Annotated in this window: 21 protein-coding genes; 6 read left to right on the forward strand and 15 right to left on the reverse strand. The window is 41.0% G+C overall.

The features are described from left to right. Positions 1–9: 9 nt before the first annotated feature. From GVX98_RS02880 to GVX98_RS02900, 5 genes are all read right to left on the reverse strand, one after another. On the reverse strand, positions 10–975 hold the full coding sequence (locus GVX98_RS02880) for a hypothetical protein (RefSeq protein WP_159127208.1): 966 nt from the start codon (positions 973–975) through the stop codon (positions 10–12). 82 nt (positions 976–1,057) lie between these two features. Then, positions 1,058–1,417: a hypothetical protein gene (locus tag GVX98_RS02885; RefSeq protein ID WP_004983207.1), complete on the reverse strand. Its 360-nt coding sequence runs from the start codon at positions 1,415–1,417 to the stop codon at positions 1,058–1,060. Between the two features lie 395 nt (positions 1,418–1,812). Continuing rightward, complete coding sequence (locus GVX98_RS02890; RefSeq protein ID WP_159127209.1) at positions 1,813–2,472, reverse strand: hypothetical protein; 660 nt, start codon at positions 2,470–2,472, stop codon at positions 1,813–1,815. A gap of 17 nt (positions 2,473–2,489) precedes the next feature. Next, positions 2,490–2,921, reverse strand: a complete 432-nt coding sequence (locus GVX98_RS02895; RefSeq protein WP_005400226.1) for a ClpXP protease specificity-enhancing factor — start codon at positions 2,919–2,921, stop codon at positions 2,490–2,492. Between the two features lie 8 nt (positions 2,922–2,929). Next, on the reverse strand, positions 2,930–3,583 hold the full coding sequence (locus GVX98_RS02900; RefSeq protein WP_159127210.1) for a glutathione S-transferase N-terminal domain-containing protein: 654 nt from the start codon (positions 3,581–3,583) through the stop codon (positions 2,930–2,932). Between the two features lie 123 nt (positions 3,584–3,706). Here GVX98_RS02900 and GVX98_RS02905 point away from each other — a divergent pair, with 123 nt between their 5' ends. After that, entirely contained in the window at positions 3,707–4,036 is a 330-nt protein-coding gene (locus tag GVX98_RS02905; protein WP_159127211.1) for a hypothetical protein, read from the forward strand. A gap of 126 nt (positions 4,037–4,162) precedes the next feature. Here the strand turns inward: GVX98_RS02905 and rpsI are convergent, their stop codons facing one another. Together rpsI and rplM are read right to left on the reverse strand one after the other, a co-directional pair. Continuing rightward, a complete protein-coding gene (rpsI, locus tag GVX98_RS02910) occupies positions 4,163–4,549 on the reverse strand; it encodes a 30S ribosomal protein S9 (protein ID WP_004695095.1) in 387 nt (128 codons plus the stop codon). Between the two features lie 12 nt (positions 4,550–4,561). After that, positions 4,562–4,990: a 50S ribosomal protein L13 gene (rplM, locus tag GVX98_RS02915; RefSeq protein ID WP_004695096.1), complete on the reverse strand. Its 429-nt coding sequence runs from the start codon at positions 4,988–4,990 to the stop codon at positions 4,562–4,564. A 490-nt stretch (positions 4,991–5,480) separates the two neighbouring features. Here rplM and pdxA point away from each other — a divergent pair, with 490 nt between their 5' ends. The 3 genes from pdxA to GVX98_RS02930 are packed head-to-tail and all read left to right on the forward strand — an operon-like array spanning position 5,481 to position 8,144. Beyond that, positions 5,481–6,449 (forward strand): 4-hydroxythreonine-4-phosphate dehydrogenase PdxA, encoded by a 969-nt coding sequence (pdxA, locus tag GVX98_RS02920; RefSeq protein WP_159127212.1) that lies wholly within the window; start codon positions 5,481–5,483, stop codon positions 6,447–6,449. Between the two features lie 32 nt (positions 6,450–6,481). Next, complete coding sequence (gene rsmA, locus GVX98_RS02925; protein ID WP_004695098.1) at positions 6,482–7,294, forward strand: 16S rRNA (adenine(1518)-N(6)/adenine(1519)-N(6))-dimethyltransferase RsmA; 813 nt, start codon at positions 6,482–6,484, stop codon at positions 7,292–7,294. A gap of 1 nt (position 7,295) precedes the next feature. Continuing rightward, positions 7,296–8,144, forward strand: a complete 849-nt coding sequence (locus GVX98_RS02930; protein ID WP_159127213.1) for a symmetrical bis(5'-nucleosyl)-tetraphosphatase — start codon at positions 7,296–7,298, stop codon at positions 8,142–8,144. Positions 8,145–8,187: 43 nt separating this feature from the next. Here GVX98_RS02930 and GVX98_RS02935 read toward each other — a convergent pair whose 3' ends face one another. From GVX98_RS02935 to hflX, 5 genes are all read right to left on the reverse strand, one after another. Then, a complete protein-coding gene (locus tag GVX98_RS02935; RefSeq protein ID WP_004695101.1) occupies positions 8,188–8,637 on the reverse strand; it encodes a DUF2147 domain-containing protein in 450 nt (149 codons plus the stop codon). A 279-nt stretch (positions 8,638–8,916) separates the two neighbouring features. After that, complete coding sequence (locus GVX98_RS02940; protein WP_010327459.1) at positions 8,917–9,360, reverse strand: DUF2147 domain-containing protein; 444 nt, start codon at positions 9,358–9,360, stop codon at positions 8,917–8,919. 87 nt (positions 9,361–9,447) lie between these two features. Beyond that, positions 9,448–10,122, reverse strand: coding sequence for an LrgB family protein (locus GVX98_RS02945; RefSeq protein WP_004695104.1), 675 nt, complete (start codon positions 10,120–10,122; stop codon positions 9,448–9,450). 10 nt (positions 10,123–10,132) lie between these two features. Continuing rightward, a complete protein-coding gene (locus GVX98_RS02950; protein WP_087012462.1) occupies positions 10,133–10,504 on the reverse strand; it encodes a hypothetical protein in 372 nt (123 codons plus the stop codon). Positions 10,505–10,547: 43 nt separating this feature from the next. Further along, entirely contained in the window at positions 10,548–11,879 is a 1,332-nt protein-coding gene (hflX, locus tag GVX98_RS02955; RefSeq protein WP_159127945.1) for a ribosome rescue GTPase HflX, read from the reverse strand. Positions 11,880–12,266: 387 nt separating this feature from the next. Here hflX and GVX98_RS02960 point away from each other — a divergent pair, with 387 nt between their 5' ends. Then, entirely contained in the window at positions 12,267–13,091 is an 825-nt protein-coding gene (locus GVX98_RS02960) for a 1-acyl-sn-glycerol-3-phosphate acyltransferase (protein ID WP_171503322.1), read from the forward strand. Positions 13,092–13,095: 4 nt separating this feature from the next. On the opposite strand, the gene GVX98_RS02965 is transcribed toward GVX98_RS02960, so the two are convergent. After that, positions 13,096–14,724: a phospholipase D family protein gene (locus tag GVX98_RS02965; protein WP_159127215.1), complete on the reverse strand. Its 1,629-nt coding sequence runs from the start codon at positions 14,722–14,724 to the stop codon at positions 13,096–13,098. 101 nt (positions 14,725–14,825) lie between these two features. Here GVX98_RS02965 and GVX98_RS02970 point away from each other — a divergent pair, with 101 nt between their 5' ends. Then, entirely contained in the window at positions 14,826–15,836 is a 1,011-nt protein-coding gene (locus GVX98_RS02970; protein WP_159127216.1) for a metallophosphoesterase, read from the forward strand. Positions 15,837–15,843: 7 nt separating this feature from the next. On the opposite strand, the gene GVX98_RS02975 is transcribed toward GVX98_RS02970, so the two are convergent. Both GVX98_RS02975 and GVX98_RS02980 read right to left on the reverse strand, forming a co-directional pair. After that, on the reverse strand, positions 15,844–16,266 hold the full coding sequence (locus tag GVX98_RS02975) for a hypothetical protein (RefSeq protein ID WP_159127217.1): 423 nt from the start codon (positions 16,264–16,266) through the stop codon (positions 15,844–15,846). Between the two features lie 142 nt (positions 16,267–16,408). Further along, positions 16,409–17,722, reverse strand: a complete 1,314-nt coding sequence (locus tag GVX98_RS02980; RefSeq protein WP_078426767.1) for an MFS transporter — start codon at positions 17,720–17,722, stop codon at positions 16,409–16,411. Between the last annotated feature and the right edge of the window lie 128 nt (positions 17,723–17,850).

The raw sequence follows: 17,850 nt of genomic DNA on the forward strand, positions 1-17,850 counted from the left end.
ATTAGTATCCTATATGCCTAGTTTTTTTCTTAATTTTCCAAAGAAACTTTTAATTAATCCTGCTTCTTCTGCAACTTGAGGCATTTCTGGTGGGTTAAAGTGTTTATCCCAAATATTGATTTTTGAGAGGTTATGGGTCGCGATATTGGCTGCAATAAAGCGCTGCACAGTTTCAATGGGGAGGTTTAATTGCGTTGCAATTTTTGAAATTTTACCACCTTGAATAAAGCAGCTGGAAAGTTGAAAAATGGTTTTCCTGTCCACATTGCTTACTGGCTTAGGCCACATATGGATCTTAAAATGTCCATCTTCAGGCGCAATTTCTTTCAAAAATATGGGTGAATCCCAAAAAAACTGCCATAACCAGTCGCTAAGTATATGAGGGTGCTTACGTGAGACTTTCATGAAGTTACTGGTGCTGGCAATGTCATAATCAAAACCAGAATCTGTAAAGGCTTGTTCACGCTCTGTATTGAGCCAAGCGATATTTTTCTGAATATCAATAATGGCAATGGTGCCCAAAGTATCAAAAAGATGTAGCTTTGAGTTGCGTTCGCTATCCAGCATTTTGCTGAAATACTCTAATTTGTAGGGTGTTTTTTTATTCTGAGTTTCGATAGGAAGGATTTGTTGATTCTCAAAAGAGGGATGTAGTAGATGTTGAATAATCCAATTCGAGAAGCTTTCAAGGTGTGTAATTGGTAAAGAAAGTGTGTTTTCGTGGAGTCGGTTTTCGTTATGGGTTTGCTTAGAAATTTTTAGCCATGGGAACTGACGACTTCGAATGATCTTTTGGATCCCTTCGGTTTCATAAAAACTTTCATGGATAAATAAACAATCAATAGTGGGGTCAGCAGCCGAGCTCCAGTTAATTTGATACTCTTGAGGAATGAGATTACGTAGCTGTGTTTTAAGTTCGTCAGAATGGTTTGAACTCAGGCCGGTAATCGCAATATTAATATATTGCTTATTCATAGTGTTTCTTTAATTTAATGAGGTTGAAGAGGACAACGCATACAACCCCTTTCCCAAAAGGATGAGAAAGGGGCAATTCAAATTAAGAAAAATCTAGGCCTTTTTCATATCCTTTGAGTTCATGGCGAGCCATGGCAAGATTTGCTTTAGAGCGTTCAAGGACAAGATATAAGAAAATTTTGTCATTGCCTTCTAAAGGACGAATAAGGTGATACTGCTTACCCAGCGTAATTAAAATATCTTCGATGGTGTCATTCAAGTTCAATGCTTGTGCAACACGTCGTTTTGAGCGAACGACTTCAGTATTACCTGCAGCCGCGAGTTCTAAATCGATGCTTCCACCGCCTTGAGTTGCTAGGGCTAAACCGCTTTCCCCATCGACCAATGCTGCTGCATAGAATCCATCGATATTTGCTAATGCTTCCAATGACACTTTAGCCATAGTTTTTCTCTTTAATTTTATGAGTTTTGAAATCCTTTTAACTTGTTGTTTCACAAGTCGATTTAATTATATGGACGGCGTGAAAAAATTATCAATATAAATAAATGTAACAAAAAAAAGATGAATAAATGTACGATTAAACCCGAGGCTTTTAGTCAGTTTTTGCTACAGATTCTGTGATTAAGTTTGCGTATTTTAAAAAGGAGTGTGAGAAAGTTTATTGTTATTTGAAAAAGTGTTTAATTTATTTGCTATTGTAACAAAATATAACTTTCAACATTTGGACAAATAAAAGTAAAAAATAAATCGTTTTTTTTGATTTTTAACGATGAAATATATAATTATTTTTCATTAAAAAATAAAGGGATGCGCAAAATAAGTGCATCCCTTGGGAATCAGACAAACATTTCACTTGCTGTGCAATAAAGTCCCCATAAAATAACAATAGCCACAGCAGGCTCAATCAGTTTTGCCCATGTTGGCGTTGGATTTTGCTCTACTACCTGTGTGTGTAGCTGATCTGAGTGGTCTGTTGCGTGTTGATTTACCATTTGATTAAACTCCTTCATCGTCTCTTCTAATGATAGCTCTTCTTCAGGCTTGGGTTTAGAGCCAATCAGCTCTGTTAGCTCATTTGTTGTCCAAACCCAGTCATCTGCCAGACCTGAAAGGTGTTCGATTTGACCGACAAGCAGCTCACGTATTCCATGTTCGCCAAAGTTCCCAGTGACATCAAGTTGTTTGAGTTCAGCAAACTGAAGACCTAACATGGTGGTCAGGCTATGTTCTAAGTCTGCCTTCGCTAACTGTGATTCATTTTGCGAAAACGTGGTGAGATGCCTTGCAAGCTCTTGAATATAAAGATGATCTTGAGTTTGAATTTCTTGATAGAGCTTGGTGCCATCTTGACGCATCAAAGTGATGAGTTTTCCAAGCGAGAGAGTGTTGGCCTCAGAAAGATATTGAAGTCGCTCCTCATCTGAATATTGACTCAGAAGCTCAGGCTTTTGAATTTTAATCTGCTCTGCAAAATATTGTACTAAATCAAAAGCCATATAATTACTCCATTTTATTAATCTAATAACCTTAAACTTGGTTTTTTCTTAGCGGGTTCAGTTTTTTCTTCATTGTCTGATTTTAAAGCATTTTGCTCACTTTGGGTATGATTGTCATACTCACTTGGATCGAAGAACAAGCCTTGTCCATTTTCACGGGCATAAATGCCAATCACAGCATTAAGTGGGACATAAATATCACGAGATACCCCACCAAAACGAGCAGAGAAGGTAATCGCATCGTTGCTCATATGTAGCGCATGCACTGCATGAGGGACGATGTTTAAGACAATTTGTCCATCTTGAATAAACTGTTCAGGAACGAGGGTATTTGGTTGGGTTGCATCGACCAATAAATGCGGTGTCAGTTGGTTATCACAAATCCATTCATAAATGGCGCGAGCTAAATATGGGCGAGTCGGCGTAAGGTTTAATTCTTGATCAGACATAATGTTCTCTACAGCTGTTTAAATTCAGATTGATAGTGGTTTTTCTCCTGCAAAGTTAAAGACTTTAAAAATGCAGGGCGGCTAAAAATACGTTGGCAATATAAATAGATTGGACGGCATTGCTGTTTGGGTAAATGCACGCCCATGCTGTTTAAGCGTAGAAAGATGGGTGCGAGCATGCAATCTAAAATACTAAAGCTTTCTGACATGAAATAGGGGAAATGCTGAAACAATGGTGTTAGGGAAATAAGTGTGTCTTTCAGTTTTTTTTGTGCTTGCAGTTTTGCTTGTTCATCGAGTGTATCTGGATGGCGCAGCATCATATCAGCAAGCTTTAGCCAATCTTGTTCAAAGCGCCAAATATACTGACGCTGTTCCGCACGAGGCATGGGCGCGTCGGCATAGAGCTTATTTTGTCGATAACGATCGTCTAAATACTCGGAGATGATATTGGCATTAAATAGTTTTAAATCATTTTCAATCAACATAGGCAGCTGATTATAAGGGTTTAAGCTGGCGAGATCTTCATCATCGGCATCACTTAAAACCAAATGGTATTTGATTTGCTTTTCTGCAAGTACATAACGAATCCAATGGGAGCGAAAATCATCTGCATGGCTATACAGCGTAATTCCTTGAAGCGGAGTAGTTTCGACAGACATATTTCAAGAAACTAGGTGAAGTGAATCGGTTAGAATACTAAAAATAGCCAATAAAATCATCTTAACTTTAATATGCTTATACAATCGAACAACTTGGAATAAATGAAAAATAAGGATAGAACCATGCAGCTTAGGCTCAGAATCACCCAATCGATCGCAGTTATTATATTAATGACTTCCATCTCAAGTAGTTATGCTCAAAATCAAGATGTAGCTGAACAGGTAGATGTAGCGCAGCAAACTGCTGAAGATGCAGCTTGTATTGCCGATGAAGCTTGTGATGTCGCTACTTCTGTATCTGAGGATGAGATGTATGGCGGCATTCAGCAAGTATATATAGTAAAAGGCTGTAAGGTCACTGTTTATAATGATGGACCTGTGAAAATGGTCGATGAGAAAACCGACGAGCCGTGTAATGCACCACTTCCCAAAGATCATCAATTTTCAAAATAAGCTGGAATATACAACTACAGGCATGTAGTACGAATAAAGCAGGAAGCATGGACTTAAAACTTGAAAATCACGCATAAAAAAAGCCTTGGATAAACCAAGGCTTTTTTGTCCGATTCGGTAAACGAATTAACGTTTAGAGAATTGAGGACGTTTACGAGCTTTACGTAAACCAAGTTTCTTACGTTCAACTTCACGAGCATCACGAGTAACGAAACCAGCTTGACGAAGAGCAGGTTTAAGTGTTTCGTCAGAAGCGATCAACGCACGAGTAATACCGTGACGGATAGCGCCAGCTTGACCACCGATACCACCACCAGCAACAGTGATGTAAAGGTCATACTTTTCAGTAACTTCGAGAAGCTCTAAAGGTTGACGAACAACCATACGAGCAGTTTCACGACCGAAGTATTGCTCAAGAGTACGGTTGTTAATTACGAGCTTGCCTGTACCAGCTGACAAGAAAACACGTGCAGTTGCGGTCTTACGGCGACCTGTACCATAATTAGTAGCCATGTGCTGTATCCCTTAGATGTCCAAAACTTGTGGCTGTTGAGCAGCGTGTGGATGCTCTGTACCTGCATACACTTTCATTTTCTTGATCATTGCATAACCAAGAGGACCTTTTGGTAACATACCTTTAACAGCTTTTTCTAAAACTGCTTCAGGTTTGTGAGCGATTAACTTTTCAAAGTTAGTCTCACGGATACCACCAGGGAAGCCAGTGTGGCGATAGTATTTTTTATCAAGCGCTTTTTTACCAGTCACTTGAATTTCTTCAGCATTGATTACAACGATATAATCGCCAGTGTCAACGTGAGGAGTATAAGAAGTCTTGTGCTTACCACGTAGACGACGAGCGATTTCAGTCGCAAGGCGACCTAAAGTTTTGCCAGAAGCATCAACAACGTACCAGTCGTGTTGAACTTCAGCAGGCTTAGCGCTGAGAGTTTTCATTAAACCACTACCTATTATAGTTGGTTTGGACTATGGAATCTGTCCAAACAAAAGGAGACGCGATTCTAAACGAAGTTGCTCAGAATCACAAATGAAAATATAAAATTTCAAGAGCCGTATTTTAAGGTATTTCCCAGTATAAAGGAAGAGATCAAAGTTTATTCTTTTTAAAAAACCACAAAAGAATTCAAACTTTAAAAAATGGGGAACCGTGATATTGAACTTTATGACTTCACTGAATGAAATGCGGGATCATCACCATAGAACCATTTTAAAATAACGGATAGTACAGGAGTTACGACTCGCAATTTCTTTGCTCATATTTGATTTGTTTGAGGCTTTATTTTTTCTTTGAAATTCGATGGAATGTGAAAACAGGATAAGTGAGGATTTAAATATAAAAGAATAGGTTCAAGTTGAGTACGGTGAATGCGGAGATACTGGGTGAGACGTTGTATAATAGTCAAAACGCATTTTACTTGAGTTGATCATGCTGCCTTTATATGTCACCAGTGGTGAACCTGCTGGGATTGGTCCAGATATTTGTTTAAGCCTTGCTGCTCGTATAGATGAGCGTCCGATCGTGGTCCTTGGTGATATGAACTTGCTACGTACACGTGCAGCATGTTTGGGATTGGACATTGAAATGATTGAATATTCAGGGCAAGAAGCATCATCAACTCAGGGTCAACTTTATGTTGAGCATGTGCCTTTAAGCGAAGCTGTTGTAATGGGTGAGCTCAATCCTGAAAATGCGCCTTATGTCTTAGAGCAGCTACGACGTTCGGCCGATTATGCCATGTCCAGTAAAAGCGTAGGTGTTGCAACTGCACCTGTACAAAAATCAGTCATCAACGATGCTGGGATTCACTTTAGTGGACATACCGAATACTACCAAGAGTTTGCTGGGGTTGAACGTGTGGTGATGATGCTCGCAACCAAGACGTTGCGTGTTGCGCTGGCTACTACACATTTACCTTTGAGAGCTGTACCCGATGCGATTACCAAAGAACGGCTGCATCAAGTGATTGATATTTTAATTCAGGACTTAAAAAGCAAATTTAAAAAAGAGCACCCCCATATTTTAGTATGTGGCTTAAACCCACATGCAGGGGAAGATGGCTATTTGGGCATGGAAGAAATTGAGGTGATTAACCCTGTGCTGGAAAGCTACCGTGCTCAAGGCATAAATATGAGCCTGAGCCTGCCTGCCGACACCTTATTTACCCCAGACAACTTAAAAGATGCCGATGCTGTTTTGGCGATGTATCACGATCAGGGCTTACCTGTGTTAAAATCGCAAGGGTTTGGTGAAGCCATTAATATTACTTTGGGCTTACCGTTTATTCGTACCTCAGTCGATCATGGCACAGCTCTCTCCCTCGCAGGCACAGGTCTTGCGAAAAGCTCAAGCTTACAGGTCGCTGTTGATTTAGCGTTAGAATTAGCTCGTCACTAATGTTCAGTGATTAACTCACGTTGGAAAATTTTATGTATCAAATTAATGCCTTAAACCCTAAAGATGAAGGGCACCATACGCGTAAGCGTTTTGGACAAAACTTCTTACATGACCAACGTGTGATTGCCAAGATTGTACGTTCAGTTGCACCTCGTTCAGGGGATAACATTGTGGAAATTGGCCCCGGTTTGGCAGCCTTGACCTCTCCGTTGATTGGTGAATGTGATGCACTTACGGTTGTCGAATTAGACCGTGATTTGGCGGCCGGTTTGCCAGGGCGTGTGCCACATCCTGAACGTTTAACCATTATTGAAACCGATGCACTGAAGTACGACTTCACCAATTTATTTGAAGATGGTCGTCCTTTACGTGTTGTGGGTAATTTGCCGTATAACATCTCAACGCCACTTTTGTTTCATCTCTTGGAGTTTGGTGACAAAGTTAAAGACATGCACTTTATGCTACAAAAAGAAGTGGTTGACCGTATTACGGCTTCTCCAAATAGCAAAGAGTATGGTCGTTTGTCGGTGATGATTCAGTATTTCTGTAAACCTACGTTCTTGTTTGAAGTACCACCGGGTTCATTTAACCCGCCACCCAAAGTGACTTCTGCGGTGTTCCGTTTAGAGCCGTATGCGGTTAAGCCGATTGTGGCAAAAAATGAAAAAGCCTTGGCACGTTTGGTCTCGCACGTCTTTACTCAGCGTCGTAAAACTTTGCGTAATAGCTTAAAAGGCATGTTGGTTGAAGATGGTTTTGAACAAGCGGGTGTTGATCCGATGGCACGTCCAGAGACTTTAACACTGGCTCAATTTGTGGCATTAGCAGATCAAATGGTGGCTTAAGGTGACAGGTGCAGAGATTCGATACAATTATGTCATTGGTGATGTGCAGGGTTGTTTTGAAGCACTAAAAGCCTTGCTAAAGACTATTCAGTTTGATCCTGACCAAGATTTTATTTGGTTTGCTGGAGATTTGGTTGCCCGTGGTGAAAATTCATTAGGAGCCTTACGTTTTATTAAAAAATTAGTAGAGCGTAATGCGGCTGCAACAGTTTTAGGCAATCATGATTTAAATTTGCTGGCGGCTGCACGTGGCATTAAAGCAATCAAAGACAAAGATAACATTCGCGATGTGATTGATGCGATTGATAGTGATGATTTGATTGATTGGCTACGGAAACAACCCCTGTGTGTGTTTCCAAATGCAACCACGGTTCTGACGCATGCAGGCATTCCAACCAATTGGACAGCAGAACAAACTGCTGCATTAGCCGCAGAAGTTGAGGCGGTCATTGCAGCGGATGATTTTGATGTTGTCGATGCCTTTTTAAAAGAAATGTATGGCAAAGAGCCCACCTTGTGGTCGGGTGAACTAATGGGACACGCACGTTTACGTTGTATCGTAAATTATTTGACCCGTATGCGTTTAACCGATAGTGCAGGGCGTTTGGAGTTTAGTTTTAAAGACTCACTCAGTGACCCAATGCCTGAAGGCTTCAAACCATGGTTTGAATTTGCTTCGCAAGCGGCACAAACCCATAAAGTTGTGTTTGGTCACTGGGCAGCTTTACAAGGTAAAACCATTTCGGACTCGATTCAAAATGTAGATGGCGGTTGTGTTTGGGGACATCAATTAATGGCTTATCGTCTAGAAGATGAGACCTTATTTGCCGTTGATAATCCAGTTCAATAGCACATGCATTAAAAAAGCCACGAACTTCGTGGCTTTTTTATTCTTAGTCGATTCTTAACCATGTTTGGTTACGACCTAAAGCAGAAACACCGATGTAAGCACGTAGAGAAAGACGCTTTCCTGTGGCATTCAGTTTCATTTTCGCATCATAAAGTTTGCCAGACAAAGGATCAATCACACGACCTTTTTCATAGTTATTGGTGCCGTCGACATGCTTTAAGCCTTTAATAATGTCCATACCCAAAATTGGTTTATTGGTATATGGCGTAGGGCAATTCACACAAGTTTCTTTTGGGGTATAGCCTGGGCGTGGTGTAATTTTTACAATTTTCCCAGTGTAAGTATTATTCGATTCTTTACGAATTTCGATAATGGCTTTGGGTGAGCCTGACTTATCATCAATTTGTTGCCATGTCCCTGTTAAGTCCTGTGCAAATGCTCCCCCGCAAAGCATGGACAATGTTAATCCCGCGATAAAAAACTTACTTTTCATATAAGGTTCTCTATAGTTTCACAAAAAGATATCCAAGACACAGAAAAATAAACAGTTTGCACAAGGCAAACTGTTTTGTGTTTAGATATGAGTTAGGCAGTTGCCTTTAAAAATTGAAAAATCATACATGCTTAGCTGAAACTCTTTTATTCATTGAATTTGAAACAATCAGACTAAGTTTGATGCAATGTATGAGTGACTCAGTGGTGGTCTACAAAATCTAAAATGAATCTATTAAGTGATTACGTAGACCAAGCCTGTTCAGTAATAGAACTTAGATTATTCTCGAATCCACGTTTGACTACGACCTAGAGCAGATATGCCCACGTATCCTCGCAAGGTTAAGCGTTTGCCATTCGAACTGAGTTTTGCTTTACAGCTATAAATATTACCAGACAGTGGATCAATGATTTTTCCACCCGTGTAATTGGTATCACCGCTGTGTTTCAAACCTTTCATCACATCCATGCCTAAAATAGGCTTATTGGTATACGGCGCAGGGCAATTAATACAAGTTTCTTTTGGTGTATAACCCGGACGAGGCGTTACTTTAACGATCTTAGCGGTATATGTCCCATTTGATTCTTGGCGAATATCAAGGATGGCTTTTGACGACCCAGTTTTGTCATCAATATTTTTCCAAGTGCCGCTAATATCTTCAGCGAAAGCTGTACTACCCATAACGGTTGTAGCGAATGCGATTGCAAGTGTCAATTTGCTCATGAACAAAATCCTTTTATCATTTAATCAACGACAAACTCATCTTAAGTTGATTTTTTAAACAATACAATTGTTTATGTGAGGAACATATCACATTTTTTGCAAGTATAGAATAAACAACGGTAACCAGATTGCTGTAAATACCGCATTGACAGCCATTCCAAAGGCTGCGTAACGTCCAGCAATACTTCCCCGTTGCCATGCTTGAGCTGTACCGATGGCATGAGCTGCAAGACCTAGCGCTAAGCCCGATGCTCGTTCGTCATTAATGTGTTTGAGGATCAGTGGCGAAAATGCAGCACCAATTACACCGGATAAAATCACGATTAAAATAGCCAGACTCACAGGGGCTTGCAGCAGTGTTGCAATGTTAATTGCGATAGGCGTTGTGACTGCTCGTGTGGCAAATGCCATAATGGTAGGGTCAGACAAATGTAGTAGATAAGCCAGTCCCATCGGCAGTCCGACCGCACTGATACTGGCAAAGACCAAGATGCCCACCACGGCTTTGAGAGGGAGGTCGTCATAGCGCATGGCAGCCAATGGAATTGCTAATGCGACCGTGACATAACCGAGCAGATGGTTAAACACTGGATTGACCTGTGCCATATATTGCTCATACGGAATGTTTAACAATAAGAGCAGGGCAATCACAAAGCACATGCCAAAAACAATCACGGGAATTTGTGGCAGTTTTTTGTTGAGTGGCTTTGCCAGTAAATAGGCAACGAGAGTTAGGAAAAAACCGAAAATAATGGGAATCATGTGCACACTCCTAAAGCCATTTCTTAGACATTTTTGCGTAAACCCACAGTGGAATTAGTGTGCTGACAAATAGCACCACCAAAAACATTGGGATTTCACTGCCTAAATGCGTCATCATCAGCAGGGAGCCTGCACTGATAGGTAGAAAAGCAAAGGCACTTTCTTTCATGATTTTATTGTTGGTATCGACCAAACGTGCTGGAATTTTATGAAATTTTCTCCAACCCAAAAGGACGATTAATAAACTAATCAGTCCAATTAAATTGCCCAGTTCAGGATGTCCAAAACGTCCAGTGATCCACACAGCCGCTTCACGAAAGACGATGATTAGGGCAACCGTGCCGATCCATGCTTTCCAATCAACAGTTTTTATCCATTCCATTTTGTTCTGTCATTAACATTTTACTTATCACGTTTTAACCGATTTAGTTTTTGATTTCAAATTCTTCGAGTTCACGATGAAATTGTTTTGCTTTCAAACCTAAAATTTCATCAATCGGTAAATGTGCTTGTTTAATCAGTTGTTCAAGTTTATGCGGCGCAATATACACTTGTAGGTGTAGGTTGCCCTCATCATCATAATTTTCAGATTGAATCACATTTAGGGCGTACAGTTGATTACGCAATTTGCCATAGGCTGGTTTGAGTAGGACGTCAAAGTTTTGAATTTGACCCATCAAGCACTCTTGGACCGCTTGGCGTAGTAGATCAAATCCTTCGCCTGTATGTGCTGAGACATAGACACGCTCAGGTACATTGGGTTCAGCGTAAATGATTTTGGCTTGTTCGCCACTTTGATCGATCTTGTTATACACCCGTAGAATTGGAATATCTGCGCCAATTTCTTTGAGCACTTTTTCAACAGCTTCAATTTGTTCCATATGGTCTGGACTGCTCGAGTCAATCACATGCAACAGCAAACTGGCTTCTAATGTTTCCTCTAGCGTCGCTTTAAACGATTCCACTAAAGCATGCGCGAGATTACGCACAAAACCAACCGTATCGGCTAGGACCAGTGGGCCAATACCATCCCATTCCAAACGTCTTAAGGTTGGATCTAAGGTTGCAAATAACTGATCTGCGGCATAAACATCAGATTTGGCAAGAGTGTTAAACAGGGTTGATTTGCCCGCATTGGTATAACCAACCAAAGAAACGGTTGGAATTGCAGCTTTTTGACGTGCAGCACGTCCTTGGATACGGGTCTGACGGACTTTTTCTAATTTATCTTTAAGTTGTCCAACACGGACACGAAGTAAACGACGGTCAGTTTCGAGTTGCGTTTCACCTGGACCACGGAGTCCAATCCCACCTTTTTGGCTATCGAGACTAATACCTGTACCGACCAGTCGAGAAGATAAGTGATCCAATTGAGCCAATTCGACTTGAAGTTTCCCTTCATGGGTACGGGCACGTTGTGCAAAGATATCTAGAATAAGGCGTGTACGGTCAATGACGCGGCACTTGATAATACGACTCAGATTACGTTCCTGACTAGGGGTTAGGGCATGGTCAATAATCACCAGCGTGGCTTCAAGTTCCTCAACACGAGCAGCAATTTCTTCTGCTTTGCCTGAACCAATGAAATATTTAGCATCGGGTTTGAATCTTTGAGCGTGAACATGCTCCAGAATTTGTGCACCTGCCGACTTAGCAAGCAAACGAAATTCTTCTGCATCAAGGTCTTCCAGAATATGGATGGCAACACTGACTAAAATGGTTTTTTCGCCACCTTGCTTCTGCTCAAAATATTCCACTAAATTCGATCTCACATTGAAAACTCTAGTGTAGATGAATTTGCTGAGATTGAGCGAAATAGTTATGCCGTTGCCTTACATTGAGCGAAATAAGTGAACCAAAAGCAGTAAGGTACCAAAGTATAAAATACTGAGCCCTATAATAAATTTCAGTGCCTGAACAGGATTTAACGGCGGAGCTGGAGGGTTTATTTGATCGTTCATGTACACACCATGTTTTGGTATTTCGATTGATTTATTTTAATTAATTTGTTTAAACGATTAAAATTGAAAATAATCATCTGGTCCTTCGGTTTTTATGATCAATGCAAGTTACTCAAGATCAGTATAGAATGAGCCGAAATCAATGATTAAATGTTGAATGAAGCTGTGCCAAGTGAACCGTCTATGCAATCGAATACTGAAATAAAAACAACATCAATAAAAGGTGTCTCTAAGCTTTTTCTGTATGGCAAAAAGCTGGCTTCGGGACTTGGCGCCGTGTCCGAAGGGTTTTATTTGGTCTATCGACATGGCTTGTATAAAGACATTAACAATCCACAAAATACCCGTTACGTGCAGTATTTCTGTCGTCGACTGTGCAAAGTTTTTAACATTGATGTGCATGTCCACGGTGATATTCCACGTAAGCCTGCACTTTGGGTCAGCAATCATATTTCATGGTTAGATGTCGCTGTATTAGGCTCAGGCGCACGAGTTTTCTTTTTGGCCAAGGCTGAAATTGAAAAATGGCCTGTGTTTGGCAAATTGGCAAAAAGTGGTGGAACCTTGTTTATTCAACGTGGTTCAGGCGATTCCATCAAAATTCGAGAGCAAATTACAGCGTTTTTAAAACAAGATATTCCTGTGTTGTTTTTCCCGGAAGCGACCACGACCGATGGTTCTAAAGTGAAAAAGGTTCATGGACGTATATTAGGCGCAGCAATTGAGGCCAAACGTGATGTGCAAATTTGTTTGATTTGCTATGTAAATCAACAGGGCGGACTTGATCAAGTCTCTCCGTTTATCGGTAACATTAGTTTTGCCGAGCATGTTAAAAAAGTACTAGAGATGCCACAAGTGACAGCACATTTAGTTGCGCTTCCAGCCATTTGTACCACAGGACATACGGTTGATAGTTTAACTGCACTCGTCCAACAAAAAATGGTGCAAGGTTTGGCTGATTTACATCATAAAGTTTTGAAGTCCCAACCCAACATGCAGCAAGATTGAAGGCTTACATAAAGCCTTCAATCGGTAGCCAAGAAACGACTTTGAGACCAGCGCGTTTAAACCAATTCATTTTTGGTTCAGTGGTATAAGTTTTGGTAGAGCCATCTGCTTGTTTGATTTGCCAGTTAATGTTTTTGTTTGCATCTAGAACCAGCTTATAGGCATATTTACTGAGGTTTTGGTCCATGGTGTAGTGTACCGCTTTGGCCAGCGGTGGACTGTTCAGTAAAACTCCAATTTCTGTATTTAAGTTGGCAGAGCGGGGATCAAAATTAAATGAACCAATAAAAACCTGTTTCTCATCAATGGCCATGAGTTTGGCATGCAGACTCGAGCGGCTTAATCCTTTGATGCTGACTTTGGCTTTTTTCGAAATTTCTTCATTGTTTTCGTTTAGGGCTTCGGCCGCAGGCGTGGCTAAAAACTCATAGAGTTGAACACCACTTTCCAGCAAGTCTTCACGATATTTTCCATAGAAGGCATGGACCAACGGCACATCATTGGCTTTAAATGAGTTGGTCAGTACGCGAACTTGAATGTCACTTTGAGCGAGGTTTGCCAGATGTTTTTTGCCTTTACGTTCAGGCACAAAATAGGCCGAAATAATGTCGATGCTTTCCATTGGCTTTTCTAAATGGGTTTGCAACTGGAAGTTTAAATGTTCTTCTTTTTTCGCACGAGACTTGGTTTTGCTTGGCGAGTCTTTCACCACTTCGGCTTTGACCCAATCGAACTGGATACTATCATTTAGCCAGTGTTCAAAGGCCTGCGAACGATTGGCCAGATCCAAATAATTTTGTACGGTCACTTCCTGATAGTGCTGCTCTAACTGGGTTTTTAAACCTTCATAACGCAAGCTGTAATGGTTAGCGTTGACAATTTGACGCACTGGAAAGGCATAGTCGTCATTCCAGTATTCATCGAAGGAATGCACAATTTCATCTGAGGCAGAGCCGACCAACATCACATCAACATCAGAAAATTGATAACTGTCGCTGACGTTATAATATTGATTGCTCATGTTACGCCCACCAATCAACGAAATTTGATTATCGGCAATGAAGCTTTTGTTGTGCATACGACGGTTGATGCGTTTTAGATTTAAGACCATATCCATCGCACGATAGTGACGGAAGCGGTAAGGGTTATACAGTTTGATGTCGATATTAGCGTGTTGATCGAGCGCCAAATAAATGCCTTCCATTTTCTTGGCATTGTTATCATCGATTAGTAATCGAACCTTCACCCCGCGATCAGCGGCTTTCAAAATAGAATAAAGCGCTAAAGAACCAATACGATCGTTGTCCCAAATATAGTATTGTAGATCTAAGGTCTTTTCTGCCTTATCAATAAGATGGATACGCGCGGCCAATGCTTCGAGTGGATTATAGAGAATATGGAAACCTGTAAGGTCTGGATTTTGTTCACGTAAAGGCAGTACGATTTTGCCTAAACTGGTTTGATCGGTTGGCAAATCAAAGGCATAGACGGGCGTCTGTGGGATCTGTTTGGGTAAGGTATTACACGCTGGGACAGTCAAAACCATACAGCTCAGCAACAACAGTTTGGCACCTTGCTGAGTCGAAGATGAGCGGAATAAAGTTTGTTTCGCTAAGCCGTGAGGTTTTTCCATCGTCATAAAGTCTATAAATTTGGTTTGAGTATAATTCTGAGCTGTGAAAAGATAAACAGAAGATTATGTGTTCTTGATGAACAATTTGTGAGTAAAAGTCTATGATGAATATACACTCCGTCGTGTTCTATTTTTATATTGCGATGGCCTTGCTTGCAGGGTGGGCGGTGTATCAGGCATGGATCAGTCAAACCAATACGGAGACTATTCATCCGTTTAAGGCCTTTGTGCATTTGTTGGCTTTTTATCTCTCCTATTTACTCATTCCTTTGTTTTTCTTTAGCTTATATGCAGGTTTTCAGGGTTATTATTCATGGCATGAAGCTATTTTTGTGTTTTTGGTCAGTGGTGTGCTGTGTTATGCACGTTTCATTGAACCGCATTTTGTACATGTCAAAACCACTCAATATCAAATCCAAGAAGATTATAAATTACTCAAACCCGTTCGTATTGCGTTAATTGCCGATCTACATATTGGTCTATTTTCAGGGCATGAGCGACAACTGAAAACCATCGTCAAACGACTGAATGAACAAAAACCTGATTTGGTGGTAGTTGCAGGGGATTGGACATATGAACCTGAAAATACACTGGCAGAAGAATTAGAGGTGTTGCAAGAAATTAATGCCCCAGTCTATTCGGTCAATGGCAATCATGATGAACAATATCCAGGCCCGCCGATTCAAAATTTGTTAAGACATGCTTTGAAGGTGAATAATGTGATTGATATTGAAGGTCAGATTGTTGAATTTGAAGAGTTTCGTCTGATTGGAGTCGGGGATTTGTGGGCAGGCAAGGCGGATATGCGTTTTATGCCGCATTTACCGCAGGACAAACCATGGGTCATCCTATCGCACAATCCAGACACGATCGATATGGTACCCGCTTTACTCAGCCGTCCTTTAATGCTTTCAGGTCATACGCATGGTGGTCAAGTTGAGCTGCCATGGCTCACAGACTATGTAATGAAAAAAGTGTCTATATTAGGACACAAAAAAGGCTTGTACCGACATGAACATGCGGATGTGTTTGTTACGGTTGGAACAGGCATGGTGGGTGTGCCTTTTCGTTTTCGCGTACCACCGACGATCGATATTATTGAACTGATTTAAGTTGGGTTTAGAACCAATAAAAAATAAAACTTAAAACCAAAATGACCACAGCCAAGACGATCCAAAGGTTGTGGTTTTTTGTATGAAGCTCTTGTAGGTCTTGTATTGCATCGAGGTTATTCACTGCTGGGCTATGCGGGCTTTGTGGCTGTTGTTGTGTAAAGCTCCGTCCTTCAGACACAAGGGAGCTGTGGTGTCTTAATTCAGCGGTTGATATGCGTTGTTGTTGATGTCGTTTATGGCGATACATGCTTTTTAGTGCAGCATCATGCCGCTTCGTGAGTTCAGTCACGATCTCTTGTGCATCATCGTATTGAAAAGCGGTATGTGTGGCGATGTATTGAATGGCTTGAATAATTTTATTTTCTTCAACTAATACGATGACATCAAGGAGTTGTTCATTGGTGAGTTGTTGTATTTTTTCATCCATTTTTCGATCCTATTCATCTGTATCTCTCTCTATTTTTGAAGTAAAACGACAGATTTTAAATATGGTTTTTGTAGCGTTTGTTAAAGCATTGGTATAAAAAAACCAGCATCACTGTGCTGGTTTTTAGACATCAAATTCAGGTTTAAATTTGATTATTTACATCATCATTTTTGGTTTCACGGATCATTAAGAACGCACATAAAGACAGTAGTGATGCCGCCGTGAGGTAATAACCCACTGCATGTAAACCATAGGTGGTTGCAAGCTTGGTGGCAATGAGAGGTGCAAATGATGCCCCAAAGATCCCCGCAAGGTTAAAAGTCAGCGCTGAACCTGTATAACGAACGGATATTGGAAAAATCTCAGAGAGCACAGTACCAATTGGTCCATAGGTTAAACCCATGATGGATAAACCAATACACAGGAACAAGAACACAATAAGGGTACTGCCTGATTCCAACATGCTTGAGAATACTAAACCAAATAACGCCGCAGCAATACAGACTGCAATAGACGTGGTTTTACGACCAAATTTTTCCGCAAAAACTGCAGACAAGGGGATGAATGCAGCAAAGCACAGGGTTGCGACCAGTTGAAGTTGTAAGAACTGTTCGCGGGTGTAACCCAGCTGTTTGGTACCCCATTGTAAAGCAAATACCGTCGTGAGGTAGAAGACCACAAAGGTGCAGATGGCTGCAATGGTACCTAAAATCAACATGCCCCAGTGCTTGGTCATCACTTCTTTAAACGGAATGTTAACTTCTTTTTGCTTGTCTAAAACTTTCTGGAACGCGGGGGTTTCATGGAGTTGTAAACGAATCCACAGACCTACAATCACCAGTAAAGCACTTGAGATAAAGGGAATACGCCAGCCCCAAGTCATGAACGCTTCTTCAGTCATAAAATGACCCAGCGTTAAGAATGAACCCGTTGCTAAGATAAAGCCAATCGGCGCGCCCAGTTGGGGAAACATGCCATACCAAGCACGCTTACCTTCAGGTGCATTTTCTGTGGCAAGCAATACAGCACCCGACCATTCACCACCTAAGCCGAGTCCTTGACCTAAACGACACAGCGCAAGCAGTAATGGTGCGGCAATTCCAATTTGTGCATAGGTGGGTAATAAGCCGATACACACGGTTGAAAGTCCCATGGTCAGCAAAGCTGCAACCAAGGTCGCCTTTCGGCCGATACGATCACCTAAATGTCCAAAGAGTGCAGCGCCAATCGGGCGTGCAATAAAGGCAATGGCGAAGGTTGCCAAAGACTGAATGGTTGCAGTCATTGGATCCGTACTTGCTGGAAAGAACAGGTACGGAAAAATAATGACAGCCGCAGTGGCATAAATATAAAAATCGAAGAATTCGATAGTTGTACCTACCAGACTGGCTGTAAGTACGCGGAATTTTGAGTTTACAGGCTGCTGTTCAGCAACAGCAGTATTTAATGACGCCATGGTAGACCTTACACTTAAAAAATAGTCGAACTGAGTTTTAAAAGCGTCATCTTTTTAAAAAAGGCGTAATTTTTTAAAAAAATACGAATGTTCCTCGGGCAGACTACGGAATTAGGGTTGCTAAAAAA

Origin of the sequence: Acinetobacter sp. 8I-beige (assembly GCF_902505955.1) — a bacterium.
In the GTDB taxonomy this organism is placed as follows: Bacteria; Pseudomonadota; Gammaproteobacteria; order Pseudomonadales; family Moraxellaceae; genus Acinetobacter; species Acinetobacter johnsonii.